Raw genomic sequence first — 23,476 nt, 5'->3', positions numbered from 1 at the left:
CCCGAAGGATCAAGTAGACTTGCATGTGTTAAGCATTCTGTCAGCGTTCATCCTGAGCCAGGATCAAACTCTTCGTTCAATCTATTTACTCAGTTTTTTAACTGATTATTTACACCTATTTATTGTTTGTTGATTTTTTCTTCTCTCTCTATTCTGTTGTTAATGTCCTTTTTTATCGCTTTTCTTTTCTGTCCCCTTTTCTCGTGGACAAGGATTATAATATCATAATTAACCCTTTCCGTCAACAAGTTTTTTACATTTTTTAAAGTATTTTATTTTTTATATTAATAGACTATTAATTTTATTAAATATTTTTGAAATAAAAAAAACTGACTTAAATCTATTTTAATTAAATTCTCAGTCAGTATTTTTTATTTTCTACTAGGTTATTTTTTATATGACGGAATTATTTCTTCTTCTTCATCATATCTTGAATCCATAACACTACTTCTATCTTTATATTCAAATACAAATTTTTTATTTTTAGGAATAGTACAGAATACTTTCTCTCCTGGATTTACTATTTGCCCTTCTTGAATATATACAGCTCCACTGATATAATCTAATATTCTTTGTGAATCACTTGCATCTAAATCATAAAGATTTATGTGGACTATTCTATCTTTTTTTATATGTTCTATACACTTCATACAATCTTCAAATTTAGTCGGTTTTACAAAAACTATATTGACATCCATATCCATATTTTATCTCCTCTTAATCATTTAGTACTTATACATTAAGGATACTATTTTATTTATATTTTTTCAACCTAATTTATTTTTTTATTTTTACAATACCAGGGGCATTAAAGTTTTTCCCTTCGTATCTCAAAGAAGAAGCTTCTTCACCAATATAATTTGTTACAACTGCACTTCCTACTCTTTCTTCTTCATATCCTAAAATTTCTCCTCTATACTCTATTGGAGCACCTATTTTATATACTTCCATTTCAGTTCCTAATTTTAAATTACTGTTAGCTCCTGAATTGATTATTATATTATTTCCTGATTTTTTAACAATACTTGCACTCCAAGGCATTGAGTCTAATTTTTTTACTATTTTTTCTACACCTTGTATTACTGCTGCTCTAAAGGCTTCTTCTTCCAAAGAAGTATATGATCCATATGTTCCTGCTCCAAGTACTGTTCCAAAGGTAATACTTGAACTTCCTTCTCCAGTTTCAATCCAAACTTTTCCATTAGTTACATCTATTACTTTTAGCTCTATAACAACTTCTGCCTTTTGTTCCTTACTTTTTGAAAATAAAGATTTATTCCCTGTAGTGTTTAATGCATATTTTGTCACGCTTCCTATTACTATGAAATCTGTATCAAGAAACTTTTGCCTTGATAACAGTGATTTTTCTCCTAAAGTATTAGAAAATGCTAGTTCTTCCAGAACAGAATCCAAATCACTTCTTTCCAATACATTAAATCTTCCAGAATTTGAAAATTCAGAAGCAAGAATATCTTTTGTTGTTATATCTGTTCTCTGTGTTCCAAATCTTGAATAATTTTTTACTTTTCCAATAACCACTCTTCTCTTAGGAAGAGTAGTTTCTTTTAAAGTAGTATATTCTCTTAAACTAACTACTTTATCATCTTTTTTTATATTACTTTCTACTCCTGTTTTTCCACAAGATAAAAGAAGAAGGGATATAAAAATCATTCCTATAATATTTCTTGATTTCATTTTTCACTCTCCTTATAGTTTTTCTAAAATCATTCTAACAATTTCTTCAGCTGAAAGCTCACTTGTAAAACCAGAAGCTTTAAGATGTCCACCACCACCAAACATTCCCGCTATACTATTTACATCTATATCATGCTTACTTCTCATACTTCCTTTAATAATTCCTACTTTATCTTCTCTTAAAAACAAAGATACCTCTGCTTTTTCATATGATATTAGATTTTCTACTATTTCCTCTGTATCTTCTTTTCTTCCCCCATTTTTCATAAAATCTTTATTGTCAAGATAAAAATAAGCTAATTTCTTTTTTTCATCAAATTTCATTTCATACATAGCTTGACCTAAAAATTTTATTGCAGCAATACTTTTAGTATTTAAAAATTCTCTCACTATTTTAGAATTATCAACTCCTATTTTTACCAGATATCCTGCCATCTTAAATGTCTCTTCTGTTACATTACCATGCTTAAAATTTCCTGTATCATTTACAAGTCCAGTATAAAGTGCTTCTCCTATATTTATATCAATTTCAACATCTAAAAATTTTAAAAATTTATATATTATCTCACTTGTAGAAGAAACATTTTCTAGATAATTTATATCTCCATATTTAGGATTACTAATATGATGATCAATATTTATTGTAAATATATTTTTTATGGCCTTTTCAACTTCTCCTATTCTTTCTAAAGTAGCACTGTCAACACATATAGCAAGATCCATATCATATTTTTTATTTTTATCATATATCTCCGCCCTTTTTTCTAGTTCTAAAAATTTTACCCTATCAGGAGTTTTATCTTGAAGAACAAATCTTACTTCACAGTTACTATTAAATTTTTCAATACCAGATAACAAAGCTAATCCTGCACCTACTGCATCTCCATCTGGATTTACATGAGCAGTTATGAATATTTTTTTACTTTTTATTATTTTATTTTTTATATCTAAGAAATTATCCAAATTTCCCTCCCAACTAAGTCTCTAAAATTTTTCTTTCTTCTTCAGTCATTCTTTTTAATCCTTCACTATAAAGCTTTTCTGGATCATGACCAAGCATTATTGCCATAAGATTCATAACAGCTATCTCCACCATTGCTGCTGCATTTCTTCCAGATGAAATATATAATATTACTTTAGGGATTCTATTTCCTAATATTTCTGATGAAGTACTTTGATAATCTACAGATGTAAGATAATTATCCCTTTCTTGTTCTTTTAATTCTATTATGATATCTAATTTTTTATTTATTCTTACAGCTCCCAATCCATATAGAGTCTTTATGTCTATTATTCCTAATCCCCTTATCTCCATAAAATAAGGAAGTTTAGCTGCTTTACCTATTATATCTCCACTTACATCTTTTACAAATTTTACCATATCATCAGCTATTAGTCTATGGCCTCTATGAATAAGTTCAAGTGCTGTTTCACTTTTTCCTATTCCACTTTTTCCTACAAGAAGTACTCCAAATCCATATAGTTCCAAAAATACTCCATGAAGTGATAAATTAGGAGTAAAATATGTCTCTAGAAATCCATTAAAATTTGCTATTAGTTGAGAAGATTTTTTATATGGACTTCTGCACAATATAAGATTTTTTTCTTTTATTAGTTCAAAAAAGTATTGAGGCATTTCGGTATCAGACGTAAGAACTATTATTGGAAAATGAAATTCTAAATATCTTTTCAAATTTTCTATTCTTTTTTCTTCAGATAAACTTTCCAAATATTTAAATTCTACTTTTGAGAAAAGTTGAACCCCTGTGTAACCCTCATCTTCGTACATATCAACATACCCTGATAATGCTAAAGATGGTCGGTGTATTCCTGTAGTTTTTATATATGTATTATCTAACTTATCTTCTCCATGTAAAACCTTTAGGTTAAATTCATTTTTTAATTTTCTAACTGGAAGCAGTTTACCATTATTCATATTACTATCTCCTTGTTTTGCTCTATTTGCTGCTATTATTTTCTTAGATTCTTTCATAAAATATTCAGCTGAATTTACTCCCATCATTTTTAATCTATAATTTAAAGCTGCTGTTTCCAGAATTATTGCAAGATTTCTTCCCTTTCTTACAGGTACAGTCACTTTTGGAATTTTTTCTCCTAAAAATTCTTCATATACTTCATCTAAACCAAGCCTATCATAAAACTTTTTCTCATCCCATTCTTCAAGTACTACCAGCATATCTATTCTTTTCATTTTTCTTGTTGCTTTTATTCCAAATTGAGTAGTTACATCTATTTTACTTCTATCTTTATTATTCACTATAAAAAAATGACTATCCATTATAGTTTTATCAAAACGATTATATCCTTCTAAATCATTTTCAGCCACTCTTTTTATAATAAGATTATTATCAGTTATAAGTTTATGCCCTCTTTCTAAAAGTTCTATAGTCACTCCAATTTTTGCGTCCTCATAACCAGTAAGCATGACTCCAACTCCAAGTATTTCAAGAAGCATATAACCATTGATCATTTTTTCTTCAGCTAGCTCTTTAGATAGAAAAAACTTTAATTCTCTTATAGTTTTAGATGTTCTCATGGAACTTTTCAATATAGCTTTATTATTCTTTTTAGCAGCCTCTATCATTTCTTTTGTAACTTTTGTTTCTCCAGTTATAATAAGAGCTGGGAAATTATATGTAAAATATTTATTCCATATATCTGCTTTTTTTTCTGGGGATAATTGCTCTACAAACATAGCTTCTTTTTTCCCATATATATGAAGATATTTATTTAGTTCATCTTCATCTTCATCAAAAAAGCCTATCAGCTCATATCCTATTTGATATAGACTTGGAGTATTTATTTCAAAATCTAGATCTCCATCATTTATCAGCTCCATATTAAAATGCTCCATTATATCTCTTACTATAACACTTTCTTTATACTTTCTAACTCTGTTCAAAGACTATTCCCCCTTGAAATTCTTCTGGTATTTCATTTTCAGGTACAGTTTTTTTTAATTTATCAAAATTTTGCTGATAATCCTTATCTAAGTAAAAGTTTTCTTTTCTCTGTAAAAAAGAATCTCTCACTTCTTTATTAATAATTTTTTGCCCATATTCAAGATTTTTTTTACTTCTTTTATATTCCTCAAACATCTTATGCTCATAAAATATAAAAACTCCTAAAATTGAAATTTTTATTAAAATTCCTAAAGTATTTACTTTTCTACTCATTTATTTCCTCTTTAAATTTACTCAAAAGATAAAAAGACCCACATATAAGAATTATTTTTTTATTCAAAGATAAAGCTTTTTTATAAGCTTTTATCAAATCATTTTCTATACTACATCCTTCTGTATCTGAAAGTTGTTTGCATATTTCCTCACCAGAAACTCCTCTTGGATTTTCAGCAAGGGATGTCAATATTAAAGTTGATGAGACACTTTTTAAAATCTTCAACATATTTTTTATATCTTTATCTTTTAATATAGATACAATAGCTACTACCTCTTCTGGACTATAACCTTTTTCTATTACTTTTTTTAACTCTGTCATTCCATCTGGATTATGAGCTCCATCTAGTACTACAAGAGGATTAATACTGTATCTTTCAAATCTGCATTGCCATACTACTTTCTTACTTGCTCTCTTTATTATTTCTTTTGGTATTCCCAGTTCTAATGCTGCTTCATAAGCACAAAGAAAATTTTTAAATTGATAATCTCCAAACAAAGAAAATTCAAAAATTTCTCCATCTATTTTTATTTCTGTTATAAATCTTTTGAAATCAAGTTTTTCTTCAGCATATTTATATTTTTCTAAAACGTTGATTATTTTCGCTTTTTCTTCACTTATAGCTTTCAAAAATTCATTGTTATTATCTGCTACTATTACTTTAGGACATTTCTTTATTATTCCTGCTTTTTCTTTGGCTATTTTATATATAGTATCTCCTAAATATTCAGTGTGGTCTAAAGTGACATTAGTTATTATACATAAATCTGCTTTTGTAATATTAGTGGCATCAAATCTACCACCCATACCTGTTTCAAGTATTACATAGTCCACTTCCTTATCTTGAAAATATTTAAACATCATAGCTGTTGTTACTTCAAAAAATGTTGGTTTTATTTTTACATTTTCTACAGCATTTTTAACTATTTCATAATATTTAGCTATATCCTCATCTGAAATATCTTTACCATTTGCCCTTATTCTTTCATTAAATTTTAATATATGAGGCGAAGTATATTTTCCCACAGTATGATTTGCTTCAAGTAATATAGTTTCTAAAGTTGTAGCAGTTGATCCCTTTCCATTAGTTCCTGCTATATGAATTATCTTATATGAATTTTGAGGATTCCCCAATTCTTCACATATTTTTTTTATGTTTTCTAAGCCCAATTTTATTCCATGCATTGAGTATGAATAAAGTTCATCTAATAATTTATTTATATCCATTTTCATCTCTCCAATAATTTCATTAAAGCCTGTTTAATATACCTTCTATTATAGTTTTTGAATTTTTAGCTGCCAATTTTACAAATTCAGGGAAATCAACTTTTGCATCATGATTAGCTTTATCAGATATTGCTCTTATTATAAGAAAAGGCATATTAAATACATGACATACATGTGCTACTGCTGCTCCTTCCATTTCTGTACAATCAGCTTTAAATGTATCTCTCAGCCAATTTATTCTTTCTATTGATGCAACAAATTCATCTCCGCTTACTATACGTCCTACGCATACTCTAGATTTCCCAAATTCTTTTTCAGCTACATTGCAGGCTATGTCAACTAAATACTGGTCTGCTTTAAATATATAAGTATCCATTCTTGGTATCTGCCCCAATTCATATCCAAAAGCTGTGCTGTCAAAATCATGTTCTATAAGTTCCTTTCCTATAACTATGTCTCCTATATTAATATCAGGATTTACTCCTCCTGCTACTCCTGTGAACAATACTTTATCTACTTTGAAATGATTAATCATAAGCGTAGCACATATTGCAGCATTTACCTTTCCTATTCCACCTTCAACTAATATTACATCTTTTCCTAAAAGTTTACCATTAAAAAATTCAAGGTTTCCAATATTTTCAGATTTTATATCACTCATTACAGCTTTTAATTCTGCTACTTCTTCATTCATTGCACCAATTATACCTATTTTCATTACTTCACCTCTATGATTTTAATTATTTTCTTATTTCTATTTTCTCTAAAATTATAACATATGAACTTATTCTAAGCAATTATAATACCAAATTTTGACTTTTTTATGTTGCTGATTTTAAACTATTCCAAATGCACCTTATCTTTATAATTTAATTTAAAAAATACCAACTCTTTATATTGCTTAATTTTTTCTGCTATGTTATTTATACTAACTTTTTTATCTAAGTTCCTTTTTTATTTCATTACTACTTTAAGTAAATAAAAAAAACTGCCACAAGACAGTTATTTTTATCAAATTATTCTTTAATCTCTCCATTTTTTTCATAGTAAACTTCTTTTACATCTTCATTACTATATGTGATTTCTCCAAACAATTCTCCACTTTCATAATATCTTTTTTCTACTCCAACTATTTTAGAGTTTTTATAAGGAATTTCTAATCTTAAATTTCCATTTTTATAGTATGTTTTTTCTATACCTTCTTTCTCTCCATGTTTATAAAAGACTTCATATTGCAGCTGCCCATTAGGATAATATCTTTTCATTTTCCCTTCTTTTGTTCCTTTTTTATATATGATTTCTATTTTTAATTGTCCATTTGGATAATATGTTTTTTCTGTTCCTTCCTTTACTCCATTTTTGTATACTACTTCTTTCCTTATTTTTCCACCTTTGTAATAACTTTTATTTTCTCCATTTTTATCTTGTATTATATGAAATTTATCTTCTTCATATTTTTCTATAAATGTTCCACTGTATGGTTTAACTTCATTAATTTTATATATTATTCCATTTTTTATTTCCTGCTTTGAAATATCTTCAATTCTTCTTTTATAACAGCTTGTAAATAATAATATAACCAGTATTAATATAACTTTTTTCATAAGTCAATCCTCCATAGATGTCAATATTTTTATTATACCATATACACTTCTTCTCAACAATATCAATGAGAATAAAATGAATATATAAATTATAAAACTATTGAATATATTTATAACAATAAAATATAATTAAAAAATTTAAAAAATAAATCAATATTGACATACTTAAATTCCTATGGCAGTTTATTGCATAGTTTATAAATTTGAGATTAAAAATTAATAATTTTAGTGAAATTGAGTATTGATTAATTTACCTTTTTAGTATTTTGTGTTATAATGTTTCTGCTAAAATAATAATTTTAATATAGGAGATAGTTTCATGATATATAGAATACAATATTGGATAATTATGTTTTTTAGATTTATTATCCTCCTTTTTCCCGAAAATGCTAGATTTAAATTTGCAGAATTTTTAGGTTGGCTTGGATATAAAATAGTAATAAAAAGACGAAAAATAGCTCTTGCTAACCTTAAACTTGCTTTCCCAGAAAAAACTGAAAAGGAAAGAGAAAAAATTGCTCTTGAATCTTTTAAAATAATGTTAAAAGCTTTTTTGTGTACTTTATGGTTTGGAAAATATTTAAATGAACCTGGAAGAGTAAAAATTGAAAATATAGAAATTTTACATAAAGCTGCTGCTGAAAATAAAGGTGTTGTAGTTTCTACACTTCATTTAGGTAATATGGAGGCTACTGTAAAAGCTGGAGAAGGTTATGATGTTACTACTGTTGCAAAAAAACAAAGAAATCCATATCTTGATAAATTTATAAATGAAAGCAGAAAAAATGACCTTAATCTTACAATTTTACAAAAAAATAAGAGAACAAGCAAAGAACTTATAGAAAGACTTAACAATAAAGGAATAATTGCATTATTCAGTGACCACAGAGATAAAGGAGCTACTGTTAATTTCTTTGGTGAGAGTACAAACGCTCCTACTGGAGCTATTTCACTTGCTCTAAAATATGATATTCCATTTGTATGGGGATATAATATTATGCACAAAGATAATTCTTGTACAATAAAAGTTGTAGAACAGATAAAATTTACTAAAACTAATAATTTTAAAGAAGATGTACAGAGAAATACACAGCTTCTTATAAATAAAATGGAAGAAGTAATCAGAAAGTATCCAGAACAATGGATGTGGTTTCATGATAGATGGAGTTTATACAGCAAGCTTCATAAAAAAAATAAAAAATAAAGTATTATAAAATGAGCCTGAATAATAATCAGACTCATTTTTATTTACCATATTTTAAAAATTATATATATAATCCATAATTACATTTCCTGCTATATCCAAATCTTTTTCTCTTACATCTTCTATTGGATTATGACTTATTCCATCTATACACCTTACAAAAAGCATTCCCATCTCAGCAATATTTGCCATCTCCTGTGCATCATGCCCTGCTCCACTTGGAAGTTTAAAAATAGGAATGTTTTGTCTCATAAAGCTTTTTTCTAAAGTTTCTATTACTGTTGGACTGCAAGCTGTTTCCATTATTTCATTAGTCATTTTTATTGAATATGTCATTTTTTTACTTTCAGTTACTTCTTTTATTATATTCTCTATTTTTTCCATAGTATTTGTTAGTATCTGATTTTTCATTGCCCTTATATCTATTGTAAACTCTGCTTCCCCTGGTATTACATTTACTGCTCCTGGAACAACAGATATCTTCCCAAAAGTTAAAACCATTTCTCCCAATTCTTCTGTGAGTTTTGTACTTTTATATATTATTTCTGCCATTACAGCTCCTGCATCTTTTCTCATTTTCATAGGAATAGTTCCTGAATGCCCTGCCTGTCCTTTTATATTTACAAGATATCTATTACAAGATTGAATAGCAGTTACTATTCCCACAGAAAGATTTTCATACTCTAAAACTGGTCCTTGTTCTATATGTACTTCTAAAAAAGTATCTATATCCTCTTTTTTAAATTTACATTCATCTATTTTTTGAGGATCAAATCCATATTCTTTCATAACATGATTAAGTTTCTTTCCCTTATATTCCAATTCCAAAAGAGATTCTTTAAAAGTTCCAGCTATTGCTTTACTTGTTAAGCAAGCTGCTCCATAAGTAGTTCCTTCCTCATATGCAAATGATATTATTTTTATATTACAGCTTAATTCTTTATATTTTTTAAGAAGATTTTTTATGCATACTATTGGAAGTATTACCCCTAGTATTCCATCAAATTTTCCCCCATCTTCTACACTGTCTTGATGTGATCCCATTACAAGAGTTTTTGCTTTTGGATTATTACTTCTATATTCTCCAATAAGATTTCCTACTCCATCTATTTTTGTTGTAAGTCCTGCTTCTTTCATCCAGTTTTCTATAGTATTTCTGGCTTCTAAATATTCTTTTGTTAGATATAATCTTGTCACTCCTTCAGAAGGTTCACTTATCTTGCTTAATACATTTAGTTTGTCTAATATTTCTTTTCCTATATTCAAAATATTCTCCCTCCTTATTGTTAAAAAGAGAATAACCAAAAAGTTAGAATATATTTTAAAAATCTGTATATTTAGAAAAACTCATGAAATTAATAAAGTAAATAAATCATAAAAAACAATATTGTATCAATATTTTATTTTCTACAAACAAAATTAATAATAAATCTTTCTATTAAAAAATTCAAAATCTATATTTCTATACTATTAGTCATTCTCTTTTATTCTATCTATTAATCATTTAATTTAAGAACTGAAACAAATGCTTCCTGAGGAATTTCAACATTTCCTATACTCTTCATTCTTTTCTTTCCTTCTTTTTGCTTTTCAAGAAGTTTTTTCTTTCTTGTTATGTCTCCACCATAACATTTAGCTATAACATTTTTTCTGAAAGCTTTTATAGTTTCTCTTGCTATAACCTTTGATCCTAAAGCTGCCTGAATAGGTATTTCAAACTGCTGTCTTGGTATAACCTCTCTAAGTTTTTCACATATAGCTCTTCCTCTAGAATAAGCTCCATCTCTATGAGCAATAAATGAAAAAGCATCTACTGGTTTGCCAGATACAAGTATATCAACTTTTACAAGGTCTGATTCTTTATATCCTACAAGTTCATATTCAAATGAAGCATAACCTTTAGTTCTCGATTTTAGTTTATCATAAAAATCAATTACAATTTCAGCTAGTGGCAATTCATAAGTAAGAAGTGATCTAGTCTCATCTATAAAATCCATCCCTATAAAAATTCCTCTTTTCTCTTGGCAAAGTTCCATTACATTTCCTACATATTCTTTTGGTACAATTACTTTTCCTCTTATAAATGGTTCTTCTACAGATAATCTTCCTTTTCCTGGATCTGGAAATTCACAAGGATTATCTATAACAAGAACATTTCCTTTATCCATATTAACTTTATATTCAACTGATGGAGTTGTTGAAATAAGATCTATACCATATTCTCTTCTTAATCTTTCAACAATTATCTCCATATGCAGAAGTCCTAGAAATCCACATCTAAATCCAAATCCTAAAGCTAGTGAAGTTTCTGGTACATATGTAAGAGAAGCATCATTGAGCTGCAATTTTTCAAGAGCATCTCTTAAATCTTCATAATCATCTGTAAATAATGGATAGATTCCTGCAAATACCATTGATTGAGCTGGTTTAAATCCCTCTAATGGAAACATACAAGGCTCTTTAGCATTAGTTACTGTATCTCCAACTCTTGTATCATGAATAGTTTTTACCCCTGTAATTATATATCCAACTGATCCTGAAGTAAGTCCATTATTTGGTTTCATAGTTGGTGAAAATACTCCAACTTCTAATACATCAAATTCTTTTTCAGTAGACCAGATTTTTATTTTATCTCCCTTTTTTATAGACCCATCTAAAACTTTTACATATGTAATAACTCCTCTGTAATCATCAAATTTAGAATCAAAAATCAATGCTTTCAATGGAGCTTTTTCATCATATGCTGGAGCTGGTACTTTAGCCACTATTGCTTCTAATAAATCATCTATTCCTATCCCAGTTTTTCCAGAACACATTACAGCATCATCTGCTGGAAGACCTATTATATCTTCTATTTCATGTCTTACTTTTTCTGGATCAGCTGCAGGAAGATCAATTTTATTAATTACTGGTACTACTTCCAGATTATTTTCTATAGCCAGATATACATTGGCAAGGGTCTGAGCTTCCACTCCCTGAGCTGCATCAACTACAAGAAGGGCACCTTCACAAGCTGCCAGCGATCTAGACACCTCATAAATAAAATCCACATGCCCTGGAGTATCTATAAGATTTAACTCATATTCTATTCCATCTTTTGCTTTATAGTATAAAGTAACAGCTTGAGCCTTTATTGTTATTCCCTTTTCTCTTTCCAAATCCATAGAATCAAGAAGCTGCTCTTTCATTTCTCTTTTAGTTACAGTTCCTGTAAATTCTAACAATCTATCTGCTATTGTTGACTTACCATGATCTATATGAGCAATTATTGAAAAATTTCTCTTATGCTTTTGCAACATAAATTTCCTCCTAATTATTTTATCACTTACACAACATTATAAAAGATTATCCAAAAAAAATCAACTAAAAAGGAAGCGCTTTATGTGGTATAATTAATGAAAAGCTAATTTTAGAAAGGAATTTTATGAATTTTAAAGTAACTGTAACAAGAAAAAAAATAAAAAACATAATAATAAAAATAAATTCTAATGGAGAAGTACTGGTATCTGCACCTAAAAGAGTTCCTCAAAAATATATAGACCAGTTGATTATGCAGAAAGAAAAATGGATAGTAGAAAAAATAAATTCTATTACTGAATATTATTCTAATAAAAAATCTATTTCTTACATAGATGATGATGAAATTTTCTATCTTGGAAAAAAATATATTCTGGAAGTTATTCCATCTAAGAAAAATTTTATAGAACAAGATGAAAAAAAAATATTTATTTATTGTAAAAAACCTGAATCAATCGAGGAAAAAAAGAAAATTCTTAATAAATGGTTCAGAGAAAAGATTGCTGCTATTTTAGAAAAACTCACTGTAGAAATAGGAAAAAAAGTTGGTTTTCTCCCTGATGAAATAAAAATAAGAAGTATGAAAAGTAGGTGGGGTTCCTGCAATACTACCAGAAAAATAATTACATACAATCTTCATCTCATAGAAAAACCTATTTCTGCTATTGAATATGTAGTTTTACATGAACTTTCACACATTCCATATCCACATCATCAAAAAGAATTCTGGAATTTTGTAGAAAAATATATGCCTGACTGGAAATTAAGAAAAAAGATTCTGAATAATAAAGCATAATATTTATACAAAGAATACTTTTAAAAAAAGAAAAAATAATGTATACTTAAATAGATATCTATATAACTTTAATCATAAATATTTAAATTTATAATTTTAGAAAATAACTACATTTTTGGAGGATATATGTTGTTAAAAAATAAAAGATTTTGGCCTTTATTTATAACTCAATTTTTTGGAGCTTTTAATGATAACATGTTAAAAACAGCTATCATGGCTTTTATTACTTATAATCTTACATTAAACAGAGATCATGAGGGAATGCTGCTGAATTTCATTTCTATTCTTTTTATTCTTCCTTTTTTCTTTTTATCTGCTACAGCTGGACAACTAGCTGATAAATATCATAGAGATAAAATTGCTAAGATTTTAAAGTGTGCAGAATTTATATTAATGGTTTTAACTGCTGTTGCAGTTTTTTTTAAGTTTTATTATGCACTTATTATTATACTATTTTTTATGAGTATACAGTCTGCTTTTTTTGGTCCTGTTAAATATTCCATAATCCCTCAGCACCTTGAAGAGTGTGAATTAATAGAAGGAAATGCCATAATAGATGGAGCCACATATTTTTCAATATTAATGGGAACTATATTAGGAGCTCATATCACTTCTCCTAATATAACTGTTGGAATACTTGTATTTTGTTCTTTACTTGGTATGCTCAGCAGTTTTAAAATACCTTCTGCTCCTGCTCCAAGGCCTGACCTATCTATGAGTTTTAATATATTTAAAACTTTAAAGATAACATTAAAAAAAATATCTGAAATAAGAAGTATTTATATAACTATCTTAGGGCTTTCATGGTTTTGGGCACTTGGTGCAGTTATTCTTACTCAGCTTTATCCTATGTGCAGTGATTTATTAGGACTTTCAAGAAATGCTGTTGCTGTATTTATGTTTATATTTTCATTAGGTATGGCTGCTGGAACCTTTATATGTACAAAAGTTATGAGAGGAATTGTTCATCCTACATTTGTTCCTTTGAGTTCTATCGGAATTGGGGTTGCTACTTTCTTTCTTTATCTCTTTACCAAAGATTACATTACTCCTGACAGTCAAATAAGGACAGTTGCATTTTTCAAGTCAATTCCAGGAATAAAAATATCTTTTATATTATTTTTTCTCGCCTTTTTTGGTGGAATGTATATAGTTCCTTTAAATGCTTTTTTGCAGAATAAGGCACCTAAAAAATATCTAGCTACTATCATAGCTGGAAATAATATAATGAATGCTGTTGGAATAGTAATTTTTTCTGCCCTTGTTCTTGGACTTTTTAAAATCGGATTCATTATATCAGATATTTTTTTCTTAATATCTATTATTTGTCTATGTGTATCTCTGTATATACTCACTATTATTCCAGATGCTCTTCCAAGATCTATGGCACAGAGTATTTTATCTCTAATATTCAAAATGGAAGTTACTGGTCTTGAAAATTATGAAAAAGCTGGAAAAAGAGTTCTTATAATAGCAAATCATACATCTCTATTAGATGGATTGCTTGTTGCTTCATTCATGCCAGAAAAATTAATATTTGCAATTAATACAACAATTTCTAAAAAATGGTGGATCAGAATTTTTAAGCCAGTAGTAAAACTGTATCCAATTGATCCTACAAATCCTCTGGCATTAAAACAGCTTATTAATGAATTAAAAAACAATGAAAAATGTATCATATTCCCTGAAGGAAGAATAACTGTAACAGGTTCTTTGATGAAAGTATATGAAGGAGCAGGAGTAGTAGCTTTAAAAGCTAATGCTAATATTCTTCCTATCAGAATAGATGGTGCTCAATATTCAAAATTTTCATATTTAAAAACTAAATTTAAGACTAAATTATTCCCTAGGATAAAGATTACTATACTTCCTCCAACTAAAATAAAATTATCTGAAGGAGATAAGGGTAGTGCAAAAAGAGAAAAGATAGGAGATCAACTTTATGAAATCATGACTTCCATGATTTTTAAATCTTCCCCAATAAAAGAAAATATTTTTAAATCATTACTAAATGCTGCTAAAATACATGGTAAAAAACATATGATTGTAGAAGATATTGCTAGGCAACCAATGAGCTATAAGAATTTTATATTAAAGTCATATGTTATTGGAGAAGCTATAAAAAGAAATTTCAAAGAAAAAAATATTGGATTAATACTTCCTAACTCCATAATAGATGCTTTAGTTTTCTTTGGACTGCAGTCTGCTGGTAAGATTCCTGCTATGATTAACTTTACCCAAGGAAAAAGTCAAATATTATCCTGTATAAAAACTGCTGAAATATCAACTGTTATTACAGCTAAAAGAATGATAGAAATGCTTCAATTAGAAGATCTCATTAAAACTTTGGAAGAAAATGGAGTGGAAATTATTTATTTAGAAGAATTTCAAGCAAAAATAAATCTGGCTACAAAATTATCCGGATTTTTTAATTACTTTTTGAAAAAAATTCCTCAAACAAATTATAATGATCCTTGTACTATTCTTTTCACATCAGGGTCTGAAGGAATTCCAAAAGCTGTACTTCTAAGTCACGAAAATTTACAGGCAAACAGATTTCAAATGTCTTCATTATTTTCTTTCACAAGTCAGGATGTTATGTTTAATGCACTTCCTATGTTTCATTCATTTGGACTTGGAGTTGGAACTATACTGCCGCTTCTTTCAGGAATAAAAGTATTTTTTTACCCTTCTCCTGTGCATTATAAGATAGTTCCAGAATTGGTTTATGATTCTAATGCTACAATTTTATGCGGAACTGATACATTTTTTAATGGATATGCTAAACAGGCTAATCCTTATGACTTCTATAATATAAAATATGCAATGGTAGGAGCAGAAAAATTGAAAGATTCTACCTATTATCAATGGATGGAAAGATTTGGGGTAAGAGTTTTAGAAGGATATGGCGTAACAGAAGCCAGTCCAGTTATTGCAGTAAATACTCCTATGTATCAAAAAAGAGGAAGTGTTGGAAGGCTTTTACCTGACATAGAATATAAACTGGAATCTATTCCTGGTATAGAAAAAGGTGGACGATTATGGATAAAAGGTAAAAATATTATGCTTGGTTATCTAAAAGATGGAAAAATAGTTCAGCCTGAAGGTGGTTGGTATGATACTGGAGATATTGTAGATATTGATGAAAATAAATTTGTTACTATTTTAGGAAGAGCTAAAAGATTTGCTAAAATAGCTGGTGAAATGGTTTCTCTTACTGCTGTAGAAGAGATAATAAATAGTTATATTAAAGATTTTCCTAGTGTTGTTACTTCTATTCCTGATGAAAAAAAGGGAGAACAATTAGTTTTAGTTACAGAAAAGAATAATATTAACAGTAAAGAAATGCTAAATTATTTCAAAGAAAAACTTTACAGTGAGTTATGGGTACCTAAAAAGATTGTTACAGTAGATAAATTACCCTTACTTGGTACTGGAAAAATAGATTATGTAAAAGTTAAAGAAATAGCTGAAAAACAGTAGTTAAAATTTATAAAATAAAAATCTCTTTTAGAAACTAAATAATTTCTAAGAGAGATTTTTTAATTTAGACTTTATTAAAATTTTTTAAATCTTTCAATTCCTCCAGTATATCTTCTAAAGAGGTTTTTCCATCATTTATAGCCATTGCGATAAGAGTCCCTTCTACTATAGGTGCATCAGCTATTTTTATTTTGGCTCTGTCATATTCTACATCCAAAAATTCCATAGCCATCTCACTATTTAAAATTGAACTCCCTATATCTCCAAATATTAGAACTCCATCTTCTGAATAAGCACTTTCAATAGCTTCTTTTATAATCATAGGATCTGAGCCTAAATGATTACCTGTTGTTCCACTTCCATTTACAACAGGAAAATCATACTTTTTCATCTCATTACATAATTCAATTATTTCATGAGCAAGTTTCTTGCTATGAGATACAATTACCATTCCTACCACAATAATCACTATCCTTTCAATTCATCATTTATAGTTTTTATAATTAAATAAGATGAGACAGAACCTGGATCAAGATGCCCTATGCTCCTTTCTCCAAGATAGCTTGCTCTTCCTTTTGTTGCTGCTATATCTTTAGTTGATTCCATTCCAGATTTCGCTTCAAGTTCAGCAAATTCAAAACATTCTTTTATATCAGCTCCAGCATCAGCTTTTATTTTAAAAGCTTTATATGCAGGAATCTGAGTATCCAGCATAGTTTTCTCTCCTAATACGGCTTTCCCTCTCATTTCTATTCCTTTTATCATTTCATTCCATGTTTCAGCTATTATCTCTGGAGTTATTATTTCTTTAGTTTTTAAGTAAGATGCACCTTTCATTAGAGCAGTTCCATAAAGAGCACCTGATGCTCCTCCCACATTTGATATTAATATCATTGCCATTTTATTAAATATCTCAAAAGGTTTCATATTCTGCATATTTGGAAGTTCCTCTTTTACTTTTTCAAAGCCTCTTGCAAGGTTTACACCATGATCTCCATCTCCTATTTCCCGATCCAATTCTGTAAGAAAATCTTTATTTTCTATTATTTTTTCACTTACTTCTTTTATTATTTTTAATAGTTCCATATTTTTCATCTCCTAAAATCTTTTAAATGCCGGAGTATCAGCTTTAGCTTGTAAAAGTTCTTTCAATTCATCATCTAATTTTGTTAAAGTGATTGAAAATCCACCCATGTCTAAGGATGTCATAAAATTACCAACAATTGTATCAGCTACTTTAATATTTTTTTCTCCTAAAACTTGAGACACTCTGTTGTTAATTATAAAAAGTTCCATCAAAGTAGTTTCCCCAAGTCCATTTACTAGTACAGCAACTTCATCATTTTCTTTTAAATTAGATTCTTTAAATATTTTTTCTAAAATATGATCTACATGAACATCAGCTGGTTGAATTTTTTCTCTGTGTGTTCCTGGTTCTCCATGAATTCCAAGCCCTATTTCTACCTCATCATCTGCTAATTCAAAACTTAATTTCCCAGTAGTTGGTACCATACATGGTTCTAATGCCATTCCTAATGTCTTTGTTCTTTCAATAACTTTATTTCCTAAAATTTCCAGTTCTCCCAAAGAATATCCTTTTTCTGCTGCTGCTCCTACCATTTTATGCACTAAAACTGTTCCTGCTATCCCTCTTCTTCCAACAGTATATGTACTATTTTCTACAGCAATATCATCATCCACTACTATCTTTTTCACTTCTATTTCTTCTATTGCTGCCATTTCAGCTGCCATTTCAAAGTTCATTACATCGCCACTATAATTTTTTATTATCAATAGAACTCCAGCTCCACTATTTACTGATTTTATTGCTTCATAAACCTTATCAGCACTAGGTGATGTAAAAACTTCTCCTGCTACTGCCCCATCCAGCATTCCATAACCAACAAACCCAGCATGTGAAGGTTCATGTCCACTTCCTCCACCACTAATTAAAGCTGTCTTTCCCTCTTTCTTGTCTTTTCTCACTATCACTGGCAAATCTTCTACTCTTTTTAAATACTTTGGATAAGCTTTAAGCATTCCACTAACCATTTCCTCTACAATGTTCTCTGGCTTATTAATCATTTTTTTCATAAAGTTTACCTCCTGAATTTTTATTAAAAAAAGCTTAAAATGATTCTCTCATATTTCTATAAGAAAATTATCCTAAGCTTCTCCATTCACACAGCTTTATTCTTTTAGTAAATTTTAATCTATTTTGAATCCTTTGTCAATGTATTTGCTATTTTAGAACATTTCCTTTAACATTTTTAAAGCAGTTATTGTAGTTACAGCAAGAAATACAGGTTTTATAAATCTGCTTCCTTTACTTATAGCACACCTTGAACCACACTGAGCTCCCAACAACATTATTATTGAAATAGGTATCCCATAAAGAAAATATACTTTTCCATTAATTCCAAAAACTAAGAGACTTGTAAAGTTTCCTACTAAGTTCAAAATTTTAGAGTCACCATTAGCTTCTACAAAATCATACCCATATATTTTCATCATAAAAAATACTAAAAATGATCCAGTTCCAGGTCCTAAGAATCCATTATAGAATCCTATTACAAAAGCCATTATCATTCCTTTTGCAACATTTAATTTGTTCAGACCTGTAAATGTGCTTTCATGTCCCATTTTTTTATTTGCCATTGTATAAGCAAGTACTATCACTAAGGCAATAAATACTATATAATTAATATATTGAGGTTTTGTTCCAATTATAATTTTTACTCCTATAAATGCTCCGATAAAAGAAAATGGAGCTAATTTTTTCATAAGATTCCAATTGACTTTTCCTGATCTTGCATAATTTATACTGCTTCCCACACCAGAAAAAAATCCTGATAATTTATTTGTTCCTAGAGCAATATGAGGTGGCAACCCTGATGCTAGATAAGCTGGCAGTGAAATTAAACCTCCTCCCCCTGCTACTGAATCAATGAATGCTCCTATAAAACATAAACAGGCTAAAATAATAAACTCACTAGTTAAAAGCTCTTTTAACATTAAAAATCTCCCCCTTTATTTTATCCCTTTAATTTTATCATATTTATATATTTTATTCTACTAAAACCAGAATCTTTAAGCACAAAAAAATGGAGGAAATCCAACTGTTGGATTTCTCCCCATTTAAATTATATTACTACTTTACAGCAATAACTTCTATTTCAACTTTTACATCTTTTGGAAGTCTAGCTACTTCAACACATGCTCTTGCAGGTTTTACATCTCCAAGATATTCAGCATAAACTTCATTTACAGCTGCGAAATCATTCATATCTTTAATAAATACACCAGCTCTTACTACATCTTTAAAAGTGTATCCAGCAGCTTCAAGTATAGCCTTAATATTTTCTAGAGATTGTTTAGTTTGAGCTTTTACACAATCAGAAACTAAAGTCATTGTTTCAGGAACAAATGGAATTTGTCCAGAAACATAAAGAGTTCCATTAACTTCAATAGCTTGTGAATATGGTCCTAAAGCAGCAGGTGCTTTTTCAGTGTGAATTATTCTTTTCATTGATTTTCCTCCTAAAGATTTTTTATTTTAATATGCCAACATATTAGTGCCTTTTAATTTAAAAAAGTGACCTATGGACTAATTCTCCATTATTCTTTACTTGAAGTATTTCAGCAAGTATTTCAATTGCAATTTCTTCTGGTGTTCCATCAGAAATTCTTAATCCTATAGGCGCATATATATTATCTCTGATTTTAGAATTTTTTTCAAGGTTTTCTTTTAAATTTGTTATTTTTCTTTTACTTCCTATTATACCTATATATTTTGCTCCTCTATTTTTTACTAATTCAAGAACTTTCTCATCAAGTAAATGCCCCCTTGTAGCTATAACTATATAAGTATTATTAGTTATTTTCTCATTTTTAAGTATTTCATCAAAATTACCCAAAGTAAGTTCAGGTATATCTTTTTTCAACTCTTCTCTATCATCTATTATTTTTATGTCAAATTCAAGATTTTTTCCTATATTAAAAAGTTTTTGTCCAATATGACCTGCACCACATATCAAAAGCTTTGGAGAGGGAACAAAAACTTTTATAAATCCTTTCATACTTCCTCCACAGTTCATACGAAGTTCATCATCAGTGGTAAGGTTATATGAAAACTCTTTACTTTCTTCAGATTTTATAAGTTCTCTCGCATCTTGAATAACTTTATATTCTATATTTCCACCACCTATAGTTCCTATAATACTATCTTCAAATACTCCCATCATTGCTCCAGACTTACGTGGAGTAGAGCCAACAGCTTCTGTTACCATTACTAATGCAGCTCTTTTTCCTTGGGATATGCTTTTATATACCTCATTTAATATCTTTTCTTCCATATATCTATATCATACTCCCTTTATCTTTTTTAAATAAAGAACAGCTTCTAACACAGCTCCACCTATATTTCTAGCTTTATCTGAAATTGTAAAACAATTTTCCTTTTCTTCTATTCGTGGATCTACATCTGCTATTTTTAATCCTTCAAAAACTTTATATCCATCTCTTATTATTCCTCTTAAAACTCCTGAAATTGGAGAATAAATATGATTCTCTCCTACTACAGCAATTATATCTCCTTTCTCTATTACACTTCCAATTTTTTCTATATTTTTTATATATCCATTATATTCACTGTAAATTACCCTTTCTTTTCCTATTCCTGCTATTATTCCTGGAATTCCTGTATTAACACTGGCTGTTCCCTCTGCTATGAGTCTCCCTAAATTATGCCCTCTCATAGTCTCTATTACTATATCTACATCTTCTGGAGCAGAAAATCCAGGACCTAAAGCAATAGTTATTGGTGCCATAGTTCTTTTAGTTCCAAAATTTTTCTTGGCTAGTATTCCATCAACTACTGCTACTGGTTTAAATTTTTCTATCATTTTTCCCCTTGAATCAATCATTATTGGAATTATGTTTTTTTCCCAGCAGTTTTTTACTTCTTCTTCATCTGCTGCATATTTAGCTCTTATGCCTTCTATTTCAATATCGTTTTCATAAATAGCCTCACAAAAAGCTACTTTCCTTCTAATTGCTGATGGTTTTTCTGTTTCTAATACAAGAACTTGGAATCCACTTCTATAAAGTTTTTGGATAGCTCCACTAGCTATATCTCCTCCACCTCTTACTATAATGATATCATCTTTTTTTTCCATAGTCATTCTCTTCCTCATATTTTCTAAATTTCTTTATTTAAAGGATAATCCAGAATTCAGTTATTGTCAATCAAAATTATTTTTAGAAAATTCTTAAAAATATGTTATGATATATTAAAAAGTATTAATAAATATTTTTTAGAAAATGAGGAAATATTATGATAGATAAAATAGGAAGAGAAATAGAATATTTGAGACTTTCCATCACTGACAGATGTAATCTTAGATGCCAATATTGTATGAGTGAAAGAAATATTAATTTTCTTCCAAAAGGGGAACTTCTTACTATTGAAGAAATAAAAAGAATAGTAAAAATTTTCAGCAAAATTGGAATTAAAAAAATTCGCCTTACTGGAGGAGAGCCTTTAGTAAGAAAAAATTTTATAGAGATACTGGAAAATATCCACTCTATCAAAAATATTGAAGAAATAAGTCTGACAACTAATGGTTTACTTCTTGAAGAAAATTTTGAATCTCTTATAAAAAATGGAATAAAAAAAATAAATATAAGCCTTGATACTTTAAATCCCATTTTATATAATGAAATTACAAGAGGTGGTTCATTTAACCAAGTTATTAAAAATATTTTTAGAGCATTGGATCTAGGAATAGAAAGAGTAAAAATAAATACAGTGCTTATTAAGGGAAAAAATGATAATGAAATTATGGATTTTGTTAAATTTAGTGAAAAATATCCAATAGATATTCGTTTTATTGAACTTATGCCTATTGGTGATGGAAAGAGTTTTATTTCAATGTCTAATGACAAAGTTATTGAAATAATAAAAAAAGAAAGAACTCTTTTTTCTGTAGAAGAAAAAATTGGTTCTGGTCCAGCTAAATATTTTAAAAGTCATTTTTCAAAAGGAAGAATAGGATTTATTACTCCATTATCTCATAATTTTTGTGATAAATGTAATCGAATAAGACTTACTCCTGATGGATTTTTAAAACTTTGTCTCCATTGGAATAGGGGAATTAATTTAAAAAATATCATAAGAAATAAAGTAACAGATGATGAACTAGAAAAAATTATCTTTAATGCTATATACAACAAACCTGAACACCATAATATGAATAAAAATATTAAAGAAAATAATATAGATAAAAGAAGTATGAATCAAATAGGAGGATAAATTTTTAAATGGGAAAAATTTTAGCTGTTTGTATAAGTGAAAAAAAAGGAACTCAAAAGATAAATATAAAAGAAGGAATATTAATAGAAAATCATGGACTTAAAAACGATGCTCATGCTGGTAACTGGCATAGACAAGTCAGTCTACTCTCAAATGAAAAAATATCTGACTTTATAAAAAGAGGTGGAAATGTTGATCAAGGAGATTTTGGAGAAAATCTTATAGTTGAAGGAATTGATTTAGCAAAACTTCCTATTGGAACAAAATTAAAAATTAATAAGGAAATTCTACTTGAAGTCACTCAAATAGGAAAAGAATGTCATTCACATTGTGCAATATTTCATACTGTAGGTGATTGTATTATGCCAAGAGAAGGAATTTTTACTGTTGTTTTAAAAGGTGGAACAGTTAAAATTGGAGATGAAATATCTATAGTTAAATAGAAACAGGGAGCTAAGCTCCCTGTTTTTTAGAATCTGTACATTAAATTTACTCCATATCTTGTTGCATCTACACTTCCTTCTTGTCTTGTCACTTCAAATCCTATACTGTGACCTGATCTTGTCTCATATCTTAGCTCTGCTCCTATTTTTATGATGTCCTTCACTTTCTTTGGCTTCTCCAATTTATAATACCCTGCATCTGTATTCTTTATCTTC

At 28.6% G+C, this 23,476-nt stretch carries 23 protein-coding genes; 5 read left to right on the top strand and 18 right to left on the bottom strand.

Annotated elements, in window-relative coordinates; all coding sequences use genetic code 11:
* Positions 1-386: 386 nt before the first annotated feature.
* From E6771_RS14215 to E6771_RS14180, 8 genes are all read right to left on the bottom strand, one after another.
* Positions 387-704, bottom strand: coding sequence for a cell division protein SepF (locus tag E6771_RS14215; RefSeq protein WP_316092002.1), 318 nt, complete (start codon positions 702-704; stop codon positions 387-389).
* A gap of 73 nt (positions 705-777) precedes the next feature.
* Positions 778-1,695, bottom strand: a complete 918-nt coding sequence (locus E6771_RS14210) for a CsgG/HfaB family protein (protein ID WP_316092001.1) — start codon at positions 1,693-1,695, stop codon at positions 778-780.
* Between the two features lie 12 nt (positions 1,696-1,707).
* Entirely contained in the window at positions 1,708-2,658 is a 951-nt protein-coding gene (locus E6771_RS14205) for a bifunctional oligoribonuclease/PAP phosphatase NrnA (protein WP_316092000.1), read from the bottom strand.
* A gap of 13 nt (positions 2,659-2,671) precedes the next feature.
* Complete coding sequence (gene hprK / locus E6771_RS14200) at positions 2,672-4,570, bottom strand: HPr(Ser) kinase/phosphatase (RefSeq protein ID WP_410054679.1); 1,899 nt, start codon at positions 4,568-4,570, stop codon at positions 2,672-2,674.
* Between the two features lie 34 nt (positions 4,571-4,604).
* Positions 4,605-4,892, bottom strand: a complete 288-nt coding sequence (locus tag E6771_RS14195) for a hypothetical protein (RefSeq protein WP_316091998.1) — start codon at positions 4,890-4,892, stop codon at positions 4,605-4,607.
* Positions 4,885-6,120: a folylpolyglutamate synthase/dihydrofolate synthase family protein gene (locus tag E6771_RS14190; protein ID WP_316091997.1), complete on the bottom strand. Its 1,236-nt coding sequence runs from the start codon at positions 6,118-6,120 to the stop codon at positions 4,885-4,887. The genes E6771_RS14195 and E6771_RS14190 overlap by 8 nt, the downstream gene beginning before the upstream one ends.
* A gap of 22 nt (positions 6,121-6,142) precedes the next feature.
* Positions 6,143-6,838, bottom strand: a complete 696-nt coding sequence (locus tag E6771_RS14185; RefSeq protein ID WP_316091996.1) for a 5'-methylthioadenosine/adenosylhomocysteine nucleosidase — start codon at positions 6,836-6,838, stop codon at positions 6,143-6,145.
* 298 nt (positions 6,839-7,136) lie between these two features.
* Positions 7,137-7,724 (bottom strand): toxin-antitoxin system YwqK family antitoxin, encoded by a 588-nt coding sequence (locus E6771_RS14180; protein WP_316091995.1) that lies wholly within the window; start codon positions 7,722-7,724, stop codon positions 7,137-7,139.
* A 319-nt stretch (positions 7,725-8,043) separates the two neighbouring features.
* Between E6771_RS14180 and E6771_RS14175 the strand changes: the two genes are divergently transcribed.
* On the top strand, positions 8,044-8,928 hold the full coding sequence (locus E6771_RS14175) for a lysophospholipid acyltransferase family protein (RefSeq protein WP_316091994.1): 885 nt from the start codon (positions 8,044-8,046) through the stop codon (positions 8,926-8,928).
* Positions 8,929-8,982: 54 nt separating this feature from the next.
* On the opposite strand, the gene E6771_RS14170 is transcribed toward E6771_RS14175, so the two are convergent.
* Together E6771_RS14170 and lepA are read right to left on the bottom strand one after the other, a co-directional pair.
* The gene (locus E6771_RS14170) at positions 8,983-10,194 is read right to left on the bottom strand and encodes a M20 family metallo-hydrolase (RefSeq protein ID WP_316091993.1); all 1,212 of its coding nucleotides are present in this window, start codon (positions 10,192-10,194) and stop codon (positions 8,983-8,985) included.
* Positions 10,195-10,424: 230 nt separating this feature from the next.
* Positions 10,425-12,227: a translation elongation factor 4 gene (gene lepA / locus E6771_RS14165; RefSeq protein ID WP_316091992.1), complete on the bottom strand. Its 1,803-nt coding sequence runs from the start codon at positions 12,225-12,227 to the stop codon at positions 10,425-10,427.
* Between the two features lie 125 nt (positions 12,228-12,352).
* On the opposite strand from lepA, the gene E6771_RS14160 reads away from it, so the two are divergent.
* Both E6771_RS14160 and E6771_RS14155 read left to right on the top strand, forming a co-directional pair.
* Complete coding sequence (locus E6771_RS14160; RefSeq protein WP_316091991.1) at positions 12,353-13,021, top strand: SprT family zinc-dependent metalloprotease; 669 nt, start codon at positions 12,353-12,355, stop codon at positions 13,019-13,021.
* A 126-nt stretch (positions 13,022-13,147) separates the two neighbouring features.
* Positions 13,148-16,504 carry an acyl-[ACP]--phospholipid O-acyltransferase gene (locus tag E6771_RS14155; protein WP_316091990.1) on the top strand — a complete coding sequence of 1,119 codons (3,357 nt, stop codon included), beginning with the start codon at positions 13,148-13,150 and terminating at the stop codon, positions 16,502-16,504.
* Between the two features lie 64 nt (positions 16,505-16,568).
* Here the strand turns inward: E6771_RS14155 and dhaM are convergent, their stop codons facing one another.
* The 7 genes from dhaM to yqeB form a co-directional block, all read right to left on the bottom strand.
* Positions 16,569-16,964, bottom strand: coding sequence for a dihydroxyacetone kinase phosphoryl donor subunit DhaM (dhaM, locus tag E6771_RS14150; protein ID WP_316091989.1), 396 nt, complete (start codon positions 16,962-16,964; stop codon positions 16,569-16,571).
* An 8-nt stretch (positions 16,965-16,972) separates the two neighbouring features.
* Complete coding sequence (gene dhaL / locus E6771_RS14145) at positions 16,973-17,590, bottom strand: dihydroxyacetone kinase subunit DhaL (RefSeq protein WP_316091988.1); 618 nt, start codon at positions 17,588-17,590, stop codon at positions 16,973-16,975.
* A 12-nt stretch (positions 17,591-17,602) separates the two neighbouring features.
* Positions 17,603-18,598: a dihydroxyacetone kinase subunit DhaK gene (gene dhaK / locus E6771_RS14140; RefSeq protein ID WP_316091987.1), complete on the bottom strand. Its 996-nt coding sequence runs from the start codon at positions 18,596-18,598 to the stop codon at positions 17,603-17,605.
* A 153-nt stretch (positions 18,599-18,751) separates the two neighbouring features.
* Positions 18,752-19,519 (bottom strand): sulfite exporter TauE/SafE family protein, encoded by a 768-nt coding sequence (locus E6771_RS14135; protein WP_316091986.1) that lies wholly within the window; start codon positions 19,517-19,519, stop codon positions 18,752-18,754.
* Between the two features lie 136 nt (positions 19,520-19,655).
* Positions 19,656-20,033, bottom strand: coding sequence for a RidA family protein (locus E6771_RS14130; RefSeq protein WP_316091985.1), 378 nt, complete (start codon positions 20,031-20,033; stop codon positions 19,656-19,658).
* Between the two features lie 58 nt (positions 20,034-20,091).
* Positions 20,092-20,859, bottom strand: a complete 768-nt coding sequence (locus E6771_RS14125; protein ID WP_316091984.1) for an XdhC/CoxI family protein — start codon at positions 20,857-20,859, stop codon at positions 20,092-20,094.
* Positions 20,860-20,868: 9 nt separating this feature from the next.
* On the bottom strand, positions 20,869-21,681 hold the full coding sequence (yqeB, locus tag E6771_RS14120) for a selenium-dependent molybdenum cofactor biosynthesis protein YqeB (protein ID WP_410054678.1): 813 nt from the start codon (positions 21,679-21,681) through the stop codon (positions 20,869-20,871).
* 158 nt (positions 21,682-21,839) lie between these two features.
* On the opposite strand from yqeB, the gene moaA reads away from it, so the two are divergent.
* The gene (moaA, locus tag E6771_RS14115) at positions 21,840-22,817 is read left to right on the top strand and encodes a GTP 3',8-cyclase MoaA (protein ID WP_316091982.1); all 978 of its coding nucleotides are present in this window, start codon (positions 21,840-21,842) and stop codon (positions 22,815-22,817) included.
* A gap of 8 nt (positions 22,818-22,825) precedes the next feature.
* Positions 22,826-23,260, top strand: coding sequence for an MOSC domain-containing protein (locus E6771_RS14110; RefSeq protein ID WP_316091981.1), 435 nt, complete (start codon positions 22,826-22,828; stop codon positions 23,258-23,260).
* 26 nt (positions 23,261-23,286) lie between these two features.
* Here E6771_RS14110 and E6771_RS14105 read toward each other — a convergent pair.
* Positions 23,287-23,476, bottom strand: a 190-nt coding sequence (locus E6771_RS14105; protein WP_316091980.1) for a hypothetical protein, incomplete at its 5' end; no start/stop codon positions are given.

It is taken from the genome of Fusobacterium sp. (assembly GCF_032477075.1).
GTDB lineage: Bacteria > Fusobacteriota > Fusobacteriia > Fusobacteriales > Fusobacteriaceae > Fusobacterium_A.
The sequence above is the reverse complement of the archived record's forward strand: the minus strand, read 5'-3'. Positions and strand labels throughout refer to the sequence as shown.